Source organism: Photorhabdus akhurstii (assembly GCF_018448925.1).
In the GTDB taxonomy this organism is placed as follows: domain Bacteria; phylum Pseudomonadota; class Gammaproteobacteria; order Enterobacterales; family Enterobacteriaceae; genus Photorhabdus; species Photorhabdus akhurstii.
Map to the genome: position 1 here is coordinate 455,731 of NZ_RCWE01000001.1, position 16,664 is coordinate 472,394.

The 16,664-nt window shown below is 45.4% G+C and carries 19 protein-coding genes; 4 read left to right on the plus strand and 15 right to left on the minus strand.

The window, feature by feature from the left end:
• Positions 1–15 precede the first annotated feature (15 nt).
• The 11 genes from fliP to fliF all read right to left on the minus strand — a co-directional run bounded on the left by fliP (position 16) and on the right by fliF (position 9,917).
• Positions 16–732: a flagellar type III secretion system pore protein FliP gene (gene fliP, locus EAE93_RS02030; protein ID WP_214039016.1), complete on the minus strand. Its 717-nt coding sequence runs from the start codon at positions 730–732 to the stop codon at positions 16–18.
• Positions 733–781: 49 nt separating this feature from the next.
• Positions 782–1,234 (minus strand): flagellar biosynthetic protein FliO, encoded by a 453-nt coding sequence (fliO, locus tag EAE93_RS02035; protein ID WP_214038970.1) that lies wholly within the window; start codon positions 1,232–1,234, stop codon positions 782–784.
• A 1-nt stretch (position 1,235) separates the two neighbouring features.
• Positions 1,236–1,655: a flagellar motor switch protein FliN gene (gene fliN, locus EAE93_RS02040; RefSeq protein WP_036807499.1), complete on the minus strand. Its 420-nt coding sequence runs from the start codon at positions 1,653–1,655 to the stop codon at positions 1,236–1,238.
• A complete protein-coding gene (gene fliM / locus EAE93_RS02045; protein WP_036807502.1) occupies positions 1,648–2,652 on the minus strand; it encodes a flagellar motor switch protein FliM in 1,005 nt (334 codons plus the stop codon). Before fliM ends, fliN begins: the two co-directional genes overlap by 8 nt.
• A gap of 5 nt (positions 2,653–2,657) precedes the next feature.
• A complete protein-coding gene (gene fliL / locus EAE93_RS02050; protein ID WP_036807505.1) occupies positions 2,658–3,134 on the minus strand; it encodes a flagellar basal body-associated protein FliL in 477 nt (158 codons plus the stop codon).
• A 213-nt stretch (positions 3,135–3,347) separates the two neighbouring features.
• Positions 3,348–4,679, minus strand: coding sequence for a flagellar hook-length control protein FliK (locus tag EAE93_RS02055; RefSeq protein ID WP_214038971.1), 1,332 nt, complete (start codon positions 4,677–4,679; stop codon positions 3,348–3,350).
• Positions 4,679–5,122 carry a flagellar export protein FliJ gene (fliJ, locus tag EAE93_RS02060; RefSeq protein ID WP_046393985.1) on the minus strand — a complete coding sequence of 148 codons (444 nt, stop codon included), beginning with the start codon at positions 5,120–5,122 and terminating at the stop codon, positions 4,679–4,681. The genes EAE93_RS02055 and fliJ overlap by 1 nt, the downstream gene beginning before the upstream one ends.
• Before the next feature lie 41 nt (positions 5,123–5,163).
• Complete coding sequence (gene fliI / locus EAE93_RS02065; RefSeq protein ID WP_036783283.1) at positions 5,164–6,528, minus strand: flagellar protein export ATPase FliI; 1,365 nt, start codon at positions 6,526–6,528, stop codon at positions 5,164–5,166.
• Positions 6,528–7,232, minus strand: coding sequence for a flagellar assembly protein FliH (gene fliH / locus EAE93_RS02070; protein WP_105395737.1), 705 nt, complete (start codon positions 7,230–7,232; stop codon positions 6,528–6,530). The genes fliI and fliH overlap by 1 nt, the downstream gene beginning before the upstream one ends.
• Entirely contained in the window at positions 7,225–8,217 is a 993-nt protein-coding gene (gene fliG, locus EAE93_RS02075) for a flagellar motor switch protein FliG (protein WP_214038972.1), read from the minus strand. Before fliG ends, fliH begins: the two co-directional genes overlap by 8 nt.
• Complete coding sequence (gene fliF / locus EAE93_RS02080; protein ID WP_214038973.1) at positions 8,214–9,917, minus strand: flagellar basal-body MS-ring/collar protein FliF; 1,704 nt, start codon at positions 9,915–9,917, stop codon at positions 8,214–8,216. The genes fliG and fliF overlap by 4 nt, the downstream gene beginning before the upstream one ends.
• A 284-nt stretch (positions 9,918–10,201) precedes the next feature.
• On the opposite strand from fliF, the gene fliE reads away from it, so the two are divergent.
• Positions 10,202–10,513: a flagellar hook-basal body complex protein FliE gene (gene fliE / locus EAE93_RS02085; RefSeq protein WP_036807524.1), complete on the plus strand. Its 312-nt coding sequence runs from the start codon at positions 10,202–10,204 to the stop codon at positions 10,511–10,513.
• Positions 10,514–10,540: 27 nt separating this feature from the next.
• Here fliE and EAE93_RS02090 read toward each other — a convergent pair whose 3' ends face one another.
• The gene (locus EAE93_RS02090) at positions 10,541–10,663 is read right to left on the minus strand and encodes a type II toxin-antitoxin system MqsA family antitoxin (protein WP_214038974.1); all 123 of its coding nucleotides are present in this window, start codon (positions 10,661–10,663) and stop codon (positions 10,541–10,543) included.
• A gap of 297 nt (positions 10,664–10,960) precedes the next feature.
• Here EAE93_RS02090 and EAE93_RS02095 point away from each other — a divergent pair, with 297 nt between their 5' ends.
• Positions 10,961–11,767: a DUF2829 domain-containing protein gene (locus tag EAE93_RS02095; protein WP_214038975.1), complete on the plus strand. Its 807-nt coding sequence runs from the start codon at positions 10,961–10,963 to the stop codon at positions 11,765–11,767.
• Between the two features lie 345 nt (positions 11,768–12,112).
• Here EAE93_RS02095 and fliT read toward each other — a convergent pair whose 3' ends face one another.
• From fliT to fliD, 3 genes are read right to left on the minus strand one after another with little or no spacing between them, the layout of a single operon-like run.
• Positions 12,113–12,490 (minus strand): flagella biosynthesis regulatory protein FliT, encoded by a 378-nt coding sequence (gene fliT, locus EAE93_RS02100; protein WP_036807533.1) that lies wholly within the window; start codon positions 12,488–12,490, stop codon positions 12,113–12,115.
• A complete protein-coding gene (gene fliS / locus EAE93_RS02105) occupies positions 12,490–12,900 on the minus strand; it encodes a flagellar export chaperone FliS (RefSeq protein ID WP_036807537.1) in 411 nt (136 codons plus the stop codon). Before fliS ends, fliT begins: the two co-directional genes overlap by 1 nt.
• A 12-nt stretch (positions 12,901–12,912) precedes the next feature.
• Positions 12,913–14,334, minus strand: coding sequence for a flagellar filament capping protein FliD (gene fliD / locus EAE93_RS02110; protein WP_040151359.1), 1,422 nt, complete (start codon positions 14,332–14,334; stop codon positions 12,913–12,915).
• Between the two features lie 274 nt (positions 14,335–14,608).
• Here fliD and EAE93_RS02115 point away from each other — a divergent pair, with 274 nt between their 5' ends.
• Both EAE93_RS02115 and EAE93_RS02120 read left to right on the plus strand, forming a co-directional pair.
• Complete coding sequence (locus EAE93_RS02115) at positions 14,609–15,679, plus strand: FliC/FljB family flagellin (RefSeq protein ID WP_214038976.1); 1,071 nt, start codon at positions 14,609–14,611, stop codon at positions 15,677–15,679.
• A gap of 247 nt (positions 15,680–15,926) precedes the next feature.
• Positions 15,927–16,649: an RNA polymerase sigma factor FliA gene (locus EAE93_RS02120; RefSeq protein ID WP_036807546.1), complete on the plus strand. Its 723-nt coding sequence runs from the start codon at positions 15,927–15,929 to the stop codon at positions 16,647–16,649.
• Positions 16,650–16,664 lie beyond the last annotated feature (15 nt).

Consider the following 16,664-nt stretch of genomic DNA (forward strand, 5'->3'; position numbering starts at 1 on the left):
TTGCCTCTTTTCAGGTTAACCGTAGAAACTCTGTGCCAGAGAACCCAGTAGTAATTGCCAGCCGTCAACTAAGACAAATAACATCAGCTTGAAGGGCAGTGAGATGGTGGCGGGAGGCACCATCATCATCCCCAATGCCATTAATACGCTGGCGACCACCAGATCGATAATCAAAAATGGGATGAACAGCGTAAAACCAATCTGAAAAGCGGTTTTCAATTCGCTGGTGATAAATGCCGGCATCAGTACTCGCATAGGAACGGAATCGGCGGTTTCAAATGGCGGTTGATCAGCAAGACGAGCAAATAGCGCTAAATCGTTTTCCCTTGTCTGACGCAACATAAATTGCCGTAATGGTTTGGCGCCATTTTCTAATGCGGTTTCCAGACTGATTTTATCTTCACTGAAAGGCAGATACGCATCTTGATAAACTTTATCGAAAACCGGCGACATAATGAAAAACGTCATAAATAGCGCCAGTCCAAGTAAAACCTGATTAGGCGGTGCCGATGGGGTGCCTAAAGCATTCCGCAATAAACCCAACACGATAATAATGCGGGTAAAACTGGTCATCATAAGCAAGGCGGCGGGAATAAAAGTCAGGGCGGTAATGAAAACTAACGTCTGAACCGGTAGTGACCAACTTTGTCCGCCGTTTGCCAGCGGTTGACTGATTACGCCCGGCAACTGTGCTGCGGCATCCATCGGTAAAATAAGCGCAGTGAGTATCATCCCCAGGCGGCATGACAATGCAAACTTATCCCTTGTCATAAAGAGAGAACTACTTTTTCTCATCATTCTTGCCTTGTCGCATCAGCGTGTTTTTTAAAATCTGACCAAACAGTGCCGGTTTTATAACTTGTCCTTCGGCGTTATCCCGGCTGGATTCAGGTATTGGCATCTGGTGTAATAAATTAATTTGCTGAGCAGTGACGCCCAGAACCAACCAGTTATCTTCAACTTCCACAATGACGACGCGTTCACGCTGTCCCAGAGAACAACTGGCTTTGATACTTAATTGTTGCTGGCTTTTTCCTTTGTTGGCAAACAGCCCCATGCGGCGTATTAACCAAGTGAGGGTGAAGATTAACAGCAACACTCCCGCCAGCGCGCTGCTGACTTGCATCAGCGTCTGACCTGTGGGAAGCGGCGCGGATGTGGCGACTTGAGTAACCGCTTGGGTTTGCGCGGCAGGTTGTGCCGCGCCATTATGCAGAGAGGGCTGGAAAGCCATATTAACGACTCAGGCGACGCATACGTTCAGAAGGGGTGATGATATCGGTGATACGAATACCGTATTTATCGGATACAACCACAACTTCACCCTGAGCAATCAGATATCCATTGATTAAAATATCCAACGGCTCCCCGGCAAGGCCATCAAGGGAAACCACGGAGCCTTGAGATAGTCTCAGTAGCTGTTTGATGGTCATTTTGGTCCGGCCCAACTCTACGGATAGTTTGACCGGAATATCCAGAATCAGGTCGATATCCGATAGGTGAGCCAGTGTATCCTGAGGCTCCAGAGATTCAAATATTGCCGCGCTACTGTCAGAGGTTTGTTGTTGTGCGGCCTGTTGTTCCAGAGCTTCTGCCCACATATCTTCGGCAGATCCGGTTGCAGCGGTATCTGTGGGTTGCTTAGCATCACTCATTGGGCTTTTCCTCATCCAGAGCATTTAAAACAGGGTTAATAAGATGTTCGACACGCAGGGCATATTGCCCGTTTAATGTTCCGTACTGACTGGTGAGTACGGGCACGCCATCGACGTGAACGATCAGGCGTTCGGGTTTATCGATAGGTAAGATATCGCCCGGTTGAAGTTGCAAGATTTTTGACAGCCTCAGCGGGATATCAGCAAAGTTAGCGATCAATTCCAGCTCAGAATGTTGAACCTGTTTTACCAGACTTTCCCGCCACAGGCTGTCTTCTTGCCGCACATTGTCCAGCGGTGGATTGGTCAGGCGTTCCCGTAGGGGTTCGATCATGGCAAACGGAATACAGATGTTAAATTCACCACTCAACGCGCCAATTTCCACTTGAAACGGCGTTGTCACCACAATATCGTTCGGTGATGTCGTAATGTTGGTGAATTTCACCTGCATTTCAGAGCGAATGTATTCCACTTCAATTTTGAAGATGGCGCTCCAGGCGTCACGATAGGAATCCAGCGCCATGCGTAACATCCGGTTAATCACTCGTTGCTCAGTGTGGGTGAATTCACGGCCTTCTACTTTGGTCGGGAAACGTCCGTCACCACCAAACAGGTTATCTACCGCGATGTAAACCAGACTTGGGGCGAATGCAAACAGCGCTGTCCCTCTCAACGGTTTTAGATGAACCAGATTAAGGTTGGTCGGTACTGCCAAATTACGGGCGAATTCATGATAGGGCTGAATTTTTATTGCGCCGACGGTAATGTCAGGACTACGGCGGAGCATGTTAAACAACCCCATTCTGAACTGACGGGCAAAGCGTTCATTAATAATTTCCAGTGCTTGCAGACGTTCCCGAATAACACGGCGTTGGGTATTGGGATCATAAGGGCGAATCTCATTTTCCTTGGACGCGGTATTTTCTGCGTCGTCACTGGCGCTGTCGCCATTGAGCAGAGCATCAATCTCTGCCTGTGAAAGAATATTGTCACTCATGGTGATTATCGCAGAATAAACGTGGTAAACAGCACATCGGTGATGACCTGATCCGGCTCACCGGGCACCAAGGTTGGGCGAAGTGTTTGCTTGATGTCGTCCATCAGACGCAATTTACCGCTGTCATGCGCCAGATCTGCCGATTTCTGGCGTGATAGTAGTAACAACATACGACTACGAACTTCCGGCAGATACTCGTGGAAGCGCTGACGAGTTTTTTCATCGGCTAAACGTAAAGTCACGCCGATATAGAGCACTCGGTCAAAGTGATCTTCATTGTCGATCAGGTTGACGGTGAAAGGTTCCAGAGTCATAAAGACAGGGACTTTTATGACTTTGGATGCTGTAGAATCACTCTCTTTTGCCTGTTTAAGCGCCCACCAACTGTATCCCCCGATGGCGACGCCGATAACGGCAATCAGTACTAACAGTATCATCCCAAATGGATTTTTGCGTTTATGCTCGTAGCTATAGTCAGACATGGACAGACAAATTCCTGTTTTTGTTGCGGATAAGTGTCCTCGCGTTCCGTGGTGGACTGACTTATCCATCAATATCGATAATCATTATCCCGCGTATTTCCGTCGGCAATAGCTGGAACAAACGGGGAAAAAACTACTAACTCGTTCGTTTGTTGTGAATCTGGTTTATACCCGTTATCTTTCAAGTTACCTCTTTGTTGGCTGCACTCACTATCAGGCGAAAATGTCCACACCGCCCCGTACTGACGCCAGTTGATGAGGGGTTAAATGTACGGTGGATTCAGTAGCGGAATGGTTTTCTGAGGCGGTGTCAGCATTGTGACTTGCGGTTCCGCCTGAATGTTGTGAACCAGAGCGTTGTTCTTGTTGCCACGGACTGGCGTTATCACTGCCGACACTGCTTTGGGTCAGTTGAATGCCGCTTTCCGCCAGTGCGTGGCGAAGTCCAGGTAATGCAGCTTCCAGTGCCGCCCGGACATGGCTGTGAGCCGATGCCAGATGTAATTGCGCTTGATTATCTTCAATGGACATACGGATTTGCAAGGCTCCTAGCTCTTGTGGATGCAGGCGTAACTCTGCTTGTTGCAGGCCGTTGCGATTGAACAAAATAATTTGCTGGTTTAATTGTTGTTGCCACTCTTCACTACCCAACTGGGCATTCAGTAAAGGGGTAGAGGCGCTGGATAATTGAAACTGGGCTGTCTGATTGTGCCCTGCGGAGAGTAGGGGAGAGGTTGTTACAGAGGAGATTTGCTGATTTTCAGTGGCGGCTGGTGCGTGCTGGATCTCAGCTTGAGCGGTAGTCTGAATCAGTGCGGATTCGCGTAGATGATTTTGCGTTGCACTTTCAGGTTGAATACCGTGTTGAATAGCTGCTGAGGCAAGCTTGGGTTTTACTGGCGAATGTTGCACCAGTCCGTTTTCAGGTTTGGCTTTAAAAAGCATTTCCGCTTTTTCTGCTTCCTGTTTTAGCTGTTCTGGAATCGTTGTCAGAGGGTTTTCCTCAGTCGATAATCCTGTGGCGACTAATTCTTGAGCGCTAATTTGACGGTTTTTATCATTATGCTTGATGAGCCTGTCAGGTTGGAGGCCGCTTTTCGGGTTTTCTGATTTGATGGCTAACCCGGATAATTGTATGGGTAAACTTGCCGCCAGTTCTTCCGCTGACATAAGTTTCTCATCAACAGGAACCGTTTGTTTGTTTGCATCTGTTTTTACATCGAAGGGAATCTGCGAGGAGGTAATAAACTCCGTTGGTATTTCATGTGGGATAGATAATTCGTTTGAGATCGATAGTTCATTTGAAATGGATAGTTCGTTGGAAATAGATAATAGTGGCGACAAACCGTTGTCTGTATCATCTTTAGTCTCTTCTTCCTTGGATGACGCTTTTTCTGGTTTGAGCGCACTTTTTTGCGCCAGTTCATTTTCCAAATTAAGAAACTGAGCAAAAGCCGAAGGCTGATCGGCATCAGTGAGTGAATCACTACGTGCTGGTTGGTTTTCTGTCGGTTTCAGGTCGGCAGGCAAAAGAGTGAGATTCATTATTTATTTCTCCGTTGTGCGCTACGTTGGGCATACTCATCCATCTGTTTCTGCTCCGTTCTGTTCTGATGTAATCTTCGGTTGTTATCTGCCCGTTGTTGCAAAGTATCGAAAGCATTGAGGCGTTGTTGTTTTTCCCGCCACTGTGATAAAGCTGTATCAAGCCGCTGTTGCCATTGATTGAGCTGTAATTTGTGCTGCTCAATCGCTTTTTCCAGCGTTTTCATGAATTGCTGATAATTTTGCCAGGTGGTGCACGGCATACCGTTACTCAACGTATCGTTCAGGCGTTCCCGATACTCATCCTGATAGCCCATCAATGCTGCGAGTTGTTGCTCCATTTGCTGATGGTTCTGACGAACTTGCGCCAGATGAGTGGCGGCTTTTTCCACTGCATTTTGTGCTAGGTCACGCAAGGTCATGAGAGGTGATTGTTGCTGCATCTTATTCCTCGCTTTAATGGCAACACACAGAAATCGTTACGTTACGTAGGTAACAACTGTTGTAATTGAATGCAGGCCGCTTCATATTCACTACGTTCTTCAATATCTTGTTGTAGAAATTGCGCCATGTAGGGATAAAGTTCAATGGCTTTGTCCAGTAGCGGATCACTGCCAGCCGCATAAGCACCGACGTTAATCAGATCACGGTTACGTTGATAGCTTGCGAGTAGTTGTTTGAACTGCTGTACCCGTCGGTAGTGTTGCTTATCAATGAGTGAGGTCATCGCGCGGCTGATAGAGGCTTCAATATCAATGGCCGGGTAATGTCCTGATTCTGCCAGCGAACGGGAAAGGACGATATGACCATCCAGAATTGCTCGGGCAGCATCGGCTATCGGGTCTTGTTGATCATCACCTTCGGTGAGTACGGTATAGAACGCGGTAATTGAGCCGCCACCGTTTACCCCATTCCCTGCACGTTCCACAAGCGCTGGCAGTTTGGCGAAAACCGAAGGCGGATAACCTTTGGTTGCCGGAGGCTCGCCAATTGCCAGGGCAATTTCACGTTGCGCCATACTGTAACGGGTCAATGAATCCATAATCAGCAATACATGTTTACCCCGATCACGAAAATCTTCGGCGATACGGGTGGCGTAGGAGGCGCCTTGCATGCGCAACAGAGGCGAGATATCGGCGGGTGCGGCGACAACCACTGAACGAGCTAAGCCAGCGGCGCCAAGGATGTTTTCAATGAAGTCTTTAACTTCGCGGCCACGTTCACCGATCAAGCCGACGACAATCACATCAGCCTGTGTGTAACGGGCCATCATGCCAAGCAGGACACTTTTACCGACCCCGGAACCGGCAAACAACCCCATACGCTGCCCGCGACCTACGGTCAGCAGGGCATTAATCGCCCGCACGCCGACATCCAGTACGTCACTGATTGGCGTACGTTGTAGAGGATTGATTGGCGGTGTGGTGAGTGGAGCGCGATAGCCGGTATCCGGTGAAGGAAAACCATCCAGTGGACGACCGGCGCCATCCAAAACCCGTCCTAACAGTTCCGGGCCAAGGGGTAACTGGCGGCCACTGCCGCAATCTTCGCTGTACGGACGGGCGTATACCCGGGCGCCGGGTACAATGCCTTCCAGATCTTCCAGTGGCATGAGAAGAAGTTTTTCGCCATTAAAACCGACAACTTCACTTTCAACTTCTTCAATATTGCTGCCATTTTGTCGTTCGATCAGACAGGTTGCCCCCAGAGGCAGATGTAAACCTGTTGCTTCCATAACCAGCCCGGTCGCTCTGGTCAGACGCCCATAACGACGAACCGGCGAGGTTTTCGCTAATTTCTTCTCAAAAGCATCCAGTGTCGCCAGCCAGCGCCCGAGTCTTGCCGTCATTACAATTCCCCCGGTGCGGCCAGCCGACATAACTCATGCCAGCGGGTTGCCAGACTGGCATCTAAATCGCCTTCCTCTGCGCTGATTTTACAACCGCCAGGATGTAGCTTGTTATCTGCCAGTAAGCGCCAGCCGTGTAGTGAGAGCGTATTGCCTAGCTGTTGTTCAACCATTGGCATATCTTGTGGGTGAACCCGCAATTGGGGTTTACCGCTCAACATCGGTTCCTGTTGAATAAATTCACGGATCTGATTGAGCAGGGCAGTGCCATCACAGATCGCGGGCTGACCTAAGATCTGTTTCGCCGCGGTCAGTGCTAGTTGCATCAAGCGGGAGGCAATGATCGTGTCCAGTCCTTCCAGTGAATGTTGGAAATCCGCTAGCAGATTTTGCCATTGCTCGGTGATAGGTTGCTGCTGCTGAATGGCATCTTTTCGTCCCTGTTCCAGACCAGCCTCTAAGCCGGTTTGGTAGCCTTTTTCATAACCTTGTGCTTGACCTTCGGTAAATCCCTGTTCATGACCTGCCTGTCGAGCCTGTTCTTTCAGGTTATCCAGCATTGCCGCCTGTTCAAGGATTTCATTACGCTCAGAATCTTGCTGTGAGTCATCAACGGGCTCGGGTTTGGCACGCAGTTTTTCCCACTGTGTCAGCTCGTTTGGTTTCCAGGGTTGCCAGTCAGCCTTGTTTAACTTATCAGACATAGCTATCGTCGCCACCATTCAGGATAATCTCGCCGCTTTCTGCCAGACGACGAACAATAAGCAGAATCGCTTTCTGTTCGCTCTCCACTTGCGACATCCGCACCGGACCACGGTTTGCCAGGTCATCGCGCATAATCTCTGCGGCACGTTGAGACATATTGTTGAGGAAATGATCGCGCAGTTGCTGGTTGCAGCCTTTCAGTGCAATGAGCAGGGAGTCAGTGGTGATTTCCTGCAACAGGCGCTGGATACTGCGGTCATCCACATCGATAAGGTTTTCGAACAGGAACATTTCATCGATGATTTTTTGTGCCAGTTCGTTGTCGTAGGCGCGCATAGCTTCGATGACATTCTCTTCCTGCTGGCTTTTCATCAGGTTGATAATTTCAGCCGCAGTACGAATGCCGCCCATTTTGCTGCGCTTGAGATTCTGGCCGTCCAACAGGTTATTGAGCACTTCTGTCAGTTCAGCCAGCGCCGCCGGTTGTACGCCACCGAAAGTGGCAATACGCAGCATGATGTCGTTGCGTAATTTGTCATCAAACAGCGTCAGGATATCGGCTGCCTGTCCGCGGTTTAAGTGAACCAGAATGGTGGCGATAATCTGTGGATGCTCTTCACGGATCATATCGGCTGCCATTTGAGGCTCCATGAAGTTGAGGGTCTCAATACCGGTGGTGGTTTCACGGGATTCGAGAATATCCTCAAGCAGACTGGAGGCGCGTTCTTCACCTAGCGCTTTAATTAACACTGAACGCAAATAGTCACTGGCGTTGATACTCAGGGCCGCATACTGGCCGGCATCTTCTTCAAATTCTGCCAATACATCCACCAGTTGCTGGTTAGAGATTTGGCGCATGCCTGCCATTGTGATACTGAGTTGCTGGACTTCCCTGGAGTTCAGGTGTTTAAACACCTCGGCCGCCTGATCTTCTCCCAGGGTCATTAACATGACGGCGCTTTTTTCTGTTCCGTTCAGGCTCATTGTTCGTTACTCATCCATTGACGGATCACCAGCGCCACTACGCGAGGATCTTTTTCTGCCAGCTCGCGAATGCGTTGGCTTTGAATTTCAGCACTGACTCGTTGACGTGTCAGTTTCTGGCGCGTTTTTTCATCCATTTCCGCACTAGATTCAGTCACTTGTCTCTTCTGAACTTTTTGTGCTTCGAGGGCGGCTTTTTCCGCGGCGCGTTTTTTGGCAAGTTGAGGAACCACCATTTTGCGCCACAGCAGCCATGCTGCCAGAATCAATAGCAGGTAGCGGCCAAAATCGAAGGCTTTTTCCAACAGAACCGGGTTCTGCCAGACAGGAATAACCTCGATATTTTCTTTGCTTTCAGTAAATGGCGTGTTAACCACATTCAAACTGTCGCCACGCTCTTTAGAAAAGCCCATCGCTTCTCTGGTCAGCGCTTCTATTTTTGCCAATTGCTCAGGGGTTAGCGCCTGAGTTTCCGGGCCATTTTTGCCTTCTACCGTGACATAATTGACGACAACGGCGACGGATAAGCGTTCAACACCGCCGGCTTGCTGTTGCACATGACGAATAGTCCGGTCCACTTCATAGTTTGTGGTTTCGTCACGGCGGTTATTGCGATTATTGTTCACCATGCGCTCATTACTGTTACCGGCGGATGATGTTTTCTTATCGCTCTTGTCGCTTTTATTGTTCTCTTTGGCATTCGGTTTATCAATCGGCGCACTCGGCGGCGGGCTAGGTTGATTGGAAAGCGCACCGGGAATACCGCCAACCTGAGGGCCGCCGCTCTGCTCGCTTTCACTCAACTGTTTTGAGCGAACCGCAGCCTGATTAGGGGGTTGATTAGGCTTATATTCTTCCGCCGTCTCTTCACGGCGTGAAAAATCCACCTGCGCCGTCACTTGTGCGTGAACGTTACCACGACCGACAACCGGGGTTAGAATCGCTTCGATACGATGCTGGAAACGATTTTCCACTTCCTGAATGTATTTCAGTTGACTGGTATTGAGATCGCGCCCGGTTGCATCGGCTTGGGTCAATAGACGTCCGGTCTGATCAACGATGGTGACATTGCCCGGTGGTAAGCCAGCGACACTGCTGGAAACCATATGGACGATGGCGTTTATCTGGCCTTCATCCAGAGTACGGCCTTGCAGTAATCCGACAGTAACGGAAGCTGAGGGCGATTTCTGTTCACGAACAAACAGCGAGGGTTTGGGGAGTGCCAGGTGAACACGGGCATTTTGCACCGGCCCCAACGATTCAATGGTGCGTGACAGTTCACCTTCCAATGCCCTTTGGTAGTTAACTTGCTCACTAAATTGGCTGATGCCAAACTTTTCTTTATCGAGTAGTTCGAATCCAGCAGCTCCACCCTTAGGCAACCCTTGTTGTGCCAATCTTAGCCGTGTCTCATGCACCTGTTCGGCAGGGATCATGATCGCAGCGCCATTTTCGGCAAAACGGTAAGGGATATTTAATTGGGTTAATTGGGTGACAATATCGCCACCATCTTTATCGCTCAGATTACTGTAAAGCACCCGATAATCGGGGCTGCGTAACCACAGGAAAAGGGCAATGACAATCGCAACGGCTGCGCTGCCGGCAACTAATAATGGCACTTTAGGATCAGCTTTTATCTGGTTAATGATAGCACTGAAACCTTTAGTTTGATTTTCAACGTCGGTTGTTGCGGCACTCATAGACGATCCTTGCCTTGCTGTTCAACATGAATACTAAAAGCGTGGCGTAACAAAACAGACTCCCCATACGCAAGCGAAAAAATTCTTCCTATTTTCAGTTTTGTCATTATTCGCTGTTCACTCATCTTTTAATGGCACAATAAGCCCTGACTTTTTACTTTAATTACCCGCTTTAGATCGAGAGGGCTATGTTAGGGTGGCGGTCTGAAAATATGCCGTATAAACCTTGGGTTAATATGGCATTGAATTGCGTAGGATATAGGGTGGTTTAACACGAGGTTTTTATGTCAATTCAAGCAATTGAAGGCGTGCTGCAACAGATGCAGGCTCAGGCGCTACAGGCAGCAAGTATCGCAAAACCCATGCCGTTACAGGGTGGATTTGCCAGTCAACTAACGGCGGCTATTGGTAAAATTAATCAAACACGTTTAAATGCCACAAAACAAACTCAGGATTTTACCCTGGGTGTACCCGGTATTGAATTGAATGATGTGATGGTGGAGATGCAGAAATCCAGTATCGCTTTGCAAATGGGCGTCCAGGTAAGAAATAAGCTGGTGGCTTCTTATCAGGAGATTATGAATATGCAGGTGTAGGTATATTAAGCTATTGATGTCTATAGTTTAAGACAGATCGCGAGTGTCGTGGATAAATTCCGCGGCGCTGCAAACAGGATATTCCATCGGTTTTATTTCTGGTCTTTTGTGTTGAGATTGCATTTCTGTCCACATTTCAGCGCTGCCCATTTTGTTATTCCTTAGTTAATCCTTCCTAGGAAAGTAGTAAAATTCATTATCAATAAAATATTTAAGGTGTCACGGTTTCGAATAATAATTTTCAACTCCAATTTCTGAGGTTAATGTTAATTTGTTGATAAGTGTTAAAAAACGATAAGGAGAATGAGCGGTATATCCTGTTATAATTGAATCTTAGTTTTATGCCGGTTGCATTAATTCATAAAAATTTACTGAATGTTTAATAATAGATTAAAAGTTAAATCATGTGGTTTAATTTTTAATTATTTATAGATATAAGGAAATAATATGTCTGAGGTTATTAAGCCTGAAAATGAATGCCAGTTTGATCCTAAGCAATATGAATGCCACGGTGTTATCGCTCCGGTTGGTTCTTTTTCTTGGGCTTTGATTCAATTAAAACTACGCAAGCTTGTCGCTCGTTCTGTTTGGCGCGATAAAAAGGTATATTTGGCTATTACTCCTCGTGTGAATGATTTAACAATAGAAGAAGGTAGTGCTTACTCTGTTGATGGTGTCGCCGTTGGCACTAAATATGATTATTTGACGCATATTGATCTACGCAATGAGCACGGTAACTTTGTACCGTGGCAGCCAACGCAAGAAGATATGATGGCTTGTGATTGGGAATTTGTAAAAGAAACAGTGAAGCCTAAACCAAAACCACCTACCAAACCTGCATATCAGCTGAAAGCGCGATTGACTGTCGGTGAACATAAATCCCAGTATTTCGGTTATGCTGATATACATGGTACTACCAATGATTATAGTATGGGAAAGTGGGAAGAAATTAGTAATAATACATTAATTCCAAAAAATATTAGAGAATTCAGTGTGGTTCATTCTAATATTTCTCCGCCACCTTTCTTTGTTATTGATGAAAAAAATAATTCTAGTGAAATTAAAGAGCAACTTGGTTCAAAAAGATTAATCATCAAATGTTTAAATAAAGAATATGACTTAGGAGTGGCTGAAATATATTATTCTAGTACTCTATTGTATAAGCAGACTGAAGGTTCATCAGCGTTAGAAGAATTATTTGTTTCATCAGTCGGTAAAACCTTTGAAATTGAATTCGATTTTTTTGATGATTAATTTAAATAAATAGCCATATTTTTAATTTAATGCTGTATTAAAACATTTTAAGGCTGCTTTATAGCGGCCTTTTTCGTATCTGTTGTCACAAGTTAAATCCAATTTACATTTTTTCTGATGAGAAGTTATTTCTCTTCGTGGATATTGGGAAGCTTATGATGAAAATTGTATTTATCCTTAATAAACACAAGATAAAGTTAAGATTTTCATGTTCAATAGACGCAATTTAATCACCAAGATTTCTTATCTATTCCTTATAATCTGAATTGAAATCAATACATCCTAAACCAAGCTCACAAAACAAGTAAATAATGGTGATGAGAGTACATCACCTTTATTTCTCAATTACTTTTGTTCCGTAGAGTTCATAAGGGTATTATGATAGGGTTCAACAGGGAATTGGCCGTAGCTATCATTTACTAATTGCTGTTGGCTTGCTTGTTTGATGAGTTTACTTAATTCATCAAGTCTTTTCTGTAGTAGTTTTTTAATCTCATTTTCATTATCTAAAATTATCTGCAAAATGTTGGTCATTTTTTGCTGTAACGAAAGAGAAGTCGTCGATGATATTGAAGAGTGGCTGATCACTTCTACTGCTTTGAGGTAGGTGATTTCCATATCAACAAGTTCATCCCATTTTTCATTTTTAGCTAAATTAAGCATTTGCTCACTTAAACTTAGGATCTGTTGGTAAGCTGACAAAAGATCCATTTTATTATCCATTAAACAATATCCTGACTGGCGTTGTAATGAGGGCCAATTTGCCGCCAAGCGTCTGAAATCTCGGTGAGTAACTTTATTACTTCGGTAATGGCTGGCTCATCATTGCGTAAATTAGCGTGGAGTAAACGTTGGGTCATATAGTCATAAAGGGAAGCGAGATTGTGTGCCAGCTCTCCACCTTTTTCATTATCTAACCCTTGTTTGAGGCCATTATCGATGATATTGATCGCTTTGGAAATAGCTGCGCCTTTTTCCGCGATATTACCTTGTTCCATCAGAATAATTGCTCGACGCAGGGCGCTAAGCGCCCCGTTGAACAAAATCTGAATCAACTGATAGGGGGAGGCGTTCATAATTTCGCTCTCCATATCTATCTGGGCATATAATTGACTTGCCGAACGTTGATACATAATTTCCTTTAATTATCTCATTTTCTGTAATTGTGAGAGGAAGTTACCGGTTTTTCCCAAAGAAGAGACCATTTTATCCAGTTGTGAAAATTGGCGTTTATAACGTTCAATTGTTTCGTTAATATTCTGTTTCGTCCTGTCTACTTGTTGATCAAGGTTTTTTAGACGCTTGTTAATGCCATTAGTCGCGGTAACTAAAGTACCTTCATGACTATCCAGTGCAGTTTTTAATAGCTTATGTGTCTGAGTGGCAAAACCCGTTTCTTTACCGTCACCCATAAAGAACGCTTTCACATTAGCCGGCTTTTCTTTTAGATTTTTTTCCAGTTTTTCGTTATCAATTTCCAGCTTACCGTCAGGCTTTTGTTTAATGCCCAGTTTATTCAGGGTTGGAATATCATTAGCCGCCTGAGAGCTGAAAATCTGGCCTCTTAGTTGATTCTGTATTCCGCGTAATGTGCTGTCGCCTAATAAAGCGCCATTATCTTTCGACGGTTCTTCACCCTGTTTTACTGGCTTAAATTTGGTCAGTGAATCAAATGTCGTTTGTAATTCATTATAAGCATCAACCCAATTTTTAATCGCCTCTTTCATCGGCTCAATATCACGGGATATGACCAGTATTTCTGGCTTATGTTCCCCTGGTTTATCTTTATCCTCAGTCGTTTTTTTCAGATCCAGCTTAACGCCTTCGGGTGCATCGGTAATATGGTTTGTCTGACGCTCAATTTCGATTTTGTTGACGGTCAATTTCGCATTTTTCGCTTCAACCGTTTGAGTGAGTTTACTCGTTGTACCCGGATAGTTTAGAAACTCGCTAAGTTTGTTATCACCTTCAACAGTGATGGTCATCACCGATTCAGTGCCCGCTTTTTTGGCCGTCAGCACTAAATAGTTTTCGCCATCTTTGGCTTTAATAATACTGGCGTTGACATTACCTTCCTGCTTATTAATGGCATCACGGATCTCAATAATGGATGTTTGTCCGTCTGTCAGCTCGATTTTCATCGGCTTTTTTTCGCCAGGCTGAGTAATGGTAATTGTCCGGGTTTTACCTTCGCCCAAAGATTCACCGATATGCTCTTTGATATTACGAACTTTTTCTGTCTGTAATGATTGCGCCTGTGCCAATTGTTTAACTTCAATACTGTAGTTACCTGGACTGGCTTTAGAATCAGTACTGGCAACGAATGCATCATGTTTTTCGCTGGCAGTGGTTGTATTAAGTTTATCGAACTTTTTCAGTGACTCAGACGCGGTTTCCAGCTTTTCTAAACTGCCTTTTAACGTACCAAAAGCGGTTAGCTTACCTTTATAACTGGTTTGTTGCTGTGTCAGAGGGACTAAACGCTTTTGTTCTGCTGCCTGAAGTTTATCCAATATAGAGCCCAAATCCATCCCCGATCCGGCGCCTAATGAAGAAATGCTAGCCATTTATTGACTCCTTTATTAGTAAATCTTTATTGAACCGGTTATCGGTAAGTTTTTAGAAAAGTTTACTAATAAAAATAATTTTTCTATGGTAGGAATAGTCGTGAAGAACCGACGCTGTTTGGCTTATCAAGGCAATGTGATAAAAAAGAAAAAGTTTTTTCAAGAAAAATTAAAGGTTCTTTGAGGGGCGCCGATAAAACTGTTGGCGGTGATGAACACCGTGGGTAAACCCCAAACTTATATATCGACTTGATTTTAAAAAGGAACTCTAACTATGGCACAAGTCATCGGAACTAACATCCTCTCCCAGCTGACTCAGAATAACCTGAATAGATCCCAGGGTACTTTGGGTAGCGCTATCGAGCGTCTGTCTTCTGGCCTGCGTATCAACAGCGCGAAGGATGACGCAGCTGGTCAAGCGATCGCTAACCGTTTCACTGCAAATGTTAGAGGTTTGACCCAGGCGGCACGTAACGCTAACGACGGTATCTCTATTGCACAGACTACCGAAGGTGCGCTGAACGAAATTAATACCAACTTACAACGTATTCGTGAACTGGCTGTTCAGGCGACAAACGAAACCAACTCTGCGAGTGATACCAAATCTATCCAGGAAGAAGTTACTGAGCGTTTAAAGGAAATTGATCGTATTTCTAAACAGACTCAATTTAACGGTGTTCATGTTCTAAGTGAAAAGAACGAAATGACTATTCAGGTTGGTGCTAACGACAACGAAGTTATCAAAATTAATCTGGAAAAAATTGACAGCGAGGTTCTGAAACTGGGTAAATTTACTGTTTCTAAGGAAGTTCCGCACGGTGATAAAATTACAGAGGTTGACGATGGTGCTGGTGGGAAGAAAACTATCGATCACACTGCCGACATTAAAGTTAAGGACCTGAAAAATGTAGAATTCTATAAAGCCGTTAATGATAAAGGTGAAGTTGATCCTGGCAAATATGTTGTCAAAGGTACTGACGATACAGATGGCAAAGTGAAATATTTCAGCGCAGAAATTAACAAAGCTGATGGTAAGTTGAAAGCAACCGATGAGATTACTGCTAAAGCATCAAAAGATCCTCTGGATACTTTGGACAAGGCTCTGGCAAAAGTTGACAGCCTGCGCAGTTCTTTGGGTGCTATCCAAAACCGTCTGGAATCTACCGTTAACAACCTGAACAACACCGTTAACAACCTGAGCGCAGCTCGTAGCCGTATCGAAGATGCTGACTACGCGACCGAAGTGTCTAACATGAGCCGTGGTCAAATTCTGCAACAAGCGGGTACTGCGGTTCTGGCTCAGGCTAACCAAGTGCCTCAGAATGTAATGTCTCTGCTGCGTTAATCGCTCAGTTAGGGCAATATGTGAACCTGATTCACATAAAAATCCAAATAAAATCAAGGATCGGCTCGCCGGTCCTTCTTTTTTAGGAGTTTATCAGGAACAGCCTAAAATTTGTGATACTATTAGGCAGACAATAAATTTCGCATAGGTGAAAAAGAAGCGTTTTTACTACATTGTTCAAACGATTGCCCTTGTTAGGGGATTGGATAATGATGGTTAGTCTCTTTTTCCAAAGGTGTCTGTTGTTGTGAGCGATTTGTATACCGCCGAAGGCGTGATGGACAAAAACAGCCTCTGGAAGCGCTACGTACCATTAGTTCGCCATGAAGCGTTAAGGCTACAAGTTAGGTTACCCGCGTGTGTGGAGCTGGATGATCTACTTCAGGCCGGGGGAATCGGCTTACTAAATGCGGTGGAACGTTTTGATTCCTTACAAGGAACCGCGTTTACCACTTATGCGGTACAACGCATCAGAGGTGCAATGTTGGATGAGTTAAGGAGCCGCGATTGGGCTCCGCGTAGCGTGCGCCGTAATGCGCGCGAAGTGACGCAAATCATCCGTAAACTTGAGCAAGACTTAGGCCGTCCAGCCAGTGAGCAGGAAGTTGCTAAAGAATTAAAGATTGATCTGGTAGAATATCGGCAGATACTGTTAGATACGAATAACAGTCAATTGTTTTCGTATGACGAATGGCATGAAATTCATGGTGAAAGCTGTGAACCTGTCATTGAAGAGGGGCATGAAACTAATCCCTTACAACAATTGCTGGAGAGTGACATTCGTCAACGGGTAATTGAAGCTATTGATTCGTTACCTGAGCGAGAAAAAATGGTTCTGACGCTGTATTATCAGGAAGAACTTAATCTGAAAGAGATTGGCGCAGTACTTGAAGTCGGGGAGTCCCGTATAAGTCAGCTACACAGCCAGGCGATTAAACGCTTGCGGGCACGCTTAAATCCGGAAAAGTAACTTTTTTGCTTATTT

Excerpts from the sequence above, each read along its gene's own strand:
- EAE93_RS02090 (WP_214038974.1), bottom strand. The coding sequence starts at position 10,663 with ATGGGCAGCGCTGAAATGTGGACAGAAATGCAATCTCAACACAAAAGA.
- fliN (WP_036807499.1), bottom strand. The coding sequence starts at position 1,655 with ATGAGTGATGCTAAGCAACCCACAGATACCGCTGCAACCGGATCTGCC.
- fliL (WP_036807505.1), bottom strand. The coding sequence starts at position 3,134 with ATGTCTGACTATAGCTACGAGCATAAACGCAAAAATCCATTTGGGATG.
- fliS (WP_036807537.1), bottom strand. The coding sequence starts at position 12,900 with ATGTATCAACGTTCGGCAAGTCAATTATATGCCCAGATAGATATGGAG.
- fliT (WP_036807533.1), bottom strand. The coding sequence starts at position 12,490 with ATGGATAATAAAATGGATCTTTTGTCAGCTTACCAACAGATCCTAAGT.
- fliH (WP_105395737.1), bottom strand. The coding sequence starts at position 7,232 with ATGTCTGATAAGTTAAACAAGGCTGACTGGCAACCCTGGAAACCAAAC.
- fliO (WP_214038970.1), bottom strand. The coding sequence starts at position 1,234 with ATGGCTTTCCAGCCCTCTCTGCATAATGGCGCGGCACAACCTGCCGCG.
- EAE93_RS02055 (WP_214038971.1), bottom strand. The coding sequence starts at position 4,679 with ATGAATCTCACTCTTTTGCCTGCCGACCTGAAACCGACAGAAAACCAA.
- fliF (WP_214038973.1), bottom strand. The coding sequence starts at position 9,917 with ATGAGTGCCGCAACAACCGACGTTGAAAATCAAACTAAAGGTTTCAGT.
- fliM (WP_036807502.1), bottom strand. The coding sequence starts at position 2,652 with ATGAGTGACAATATTCTTTCACAGGCAGAGATTGATGCTCTGCTCAAT.
- EAE93_RS02115 (WP_214038976.1), top strand. The coding sequence starts at position 14,609 with ATGGCACAAGTCATCGGAACTAACATCCTCTCCCAGCTGACTCAGAAT.
- EAE93_RS02095 (WP_214038975.1), top strand. The coding sequence starts at position 10,961 with ATGTCTGAGGTTATTAAGCCTGAAAATGAATGCCAGTTTGATCCTAAG.
- fliJ (WP_046393985.1), bottom strand. The coding sequence starts at position 5,122 with ATGCAGCAACAATCACCTCTCATGACCTTGCGTGACCTAGCACAAAAT.
- fliI (WP_036783283.1), bottom strand. The coding sequence starts at position 6,528 with ATGACGGCAAGACTCGGGCGCTGGCTGGCGACACTGGATGCTTTTGAG.
- fliD (WP_040151359.1), bottom strand. The coding sequence starts at position 14,334 with ATGGCTAGCATTTCTTCATTAGGCGCCGGATCGGGGATGGATTTGGGC.
- fliG (WP_214038972.1), bottom strand. The coding sequence starts at position 8,217 with ATGAGCCTGAACGGAACAGAAAAAAGCGCCGTCATGTTAATGACCCTG.
- fliP (WP_214039016.1), bottom strand. The coding sequence starts at position 732 with ATGATACTCACTGCGCTTATTTTACCGATGGATGCCGCAGCACAGTTG.
- fliE (WP_036807524.1), top strand. The coding sequence starts at position 10,202 with ATGTCAATTCAAGCAATTGAAGGCGTGCTGCAACAGATGCAGGCTCAG.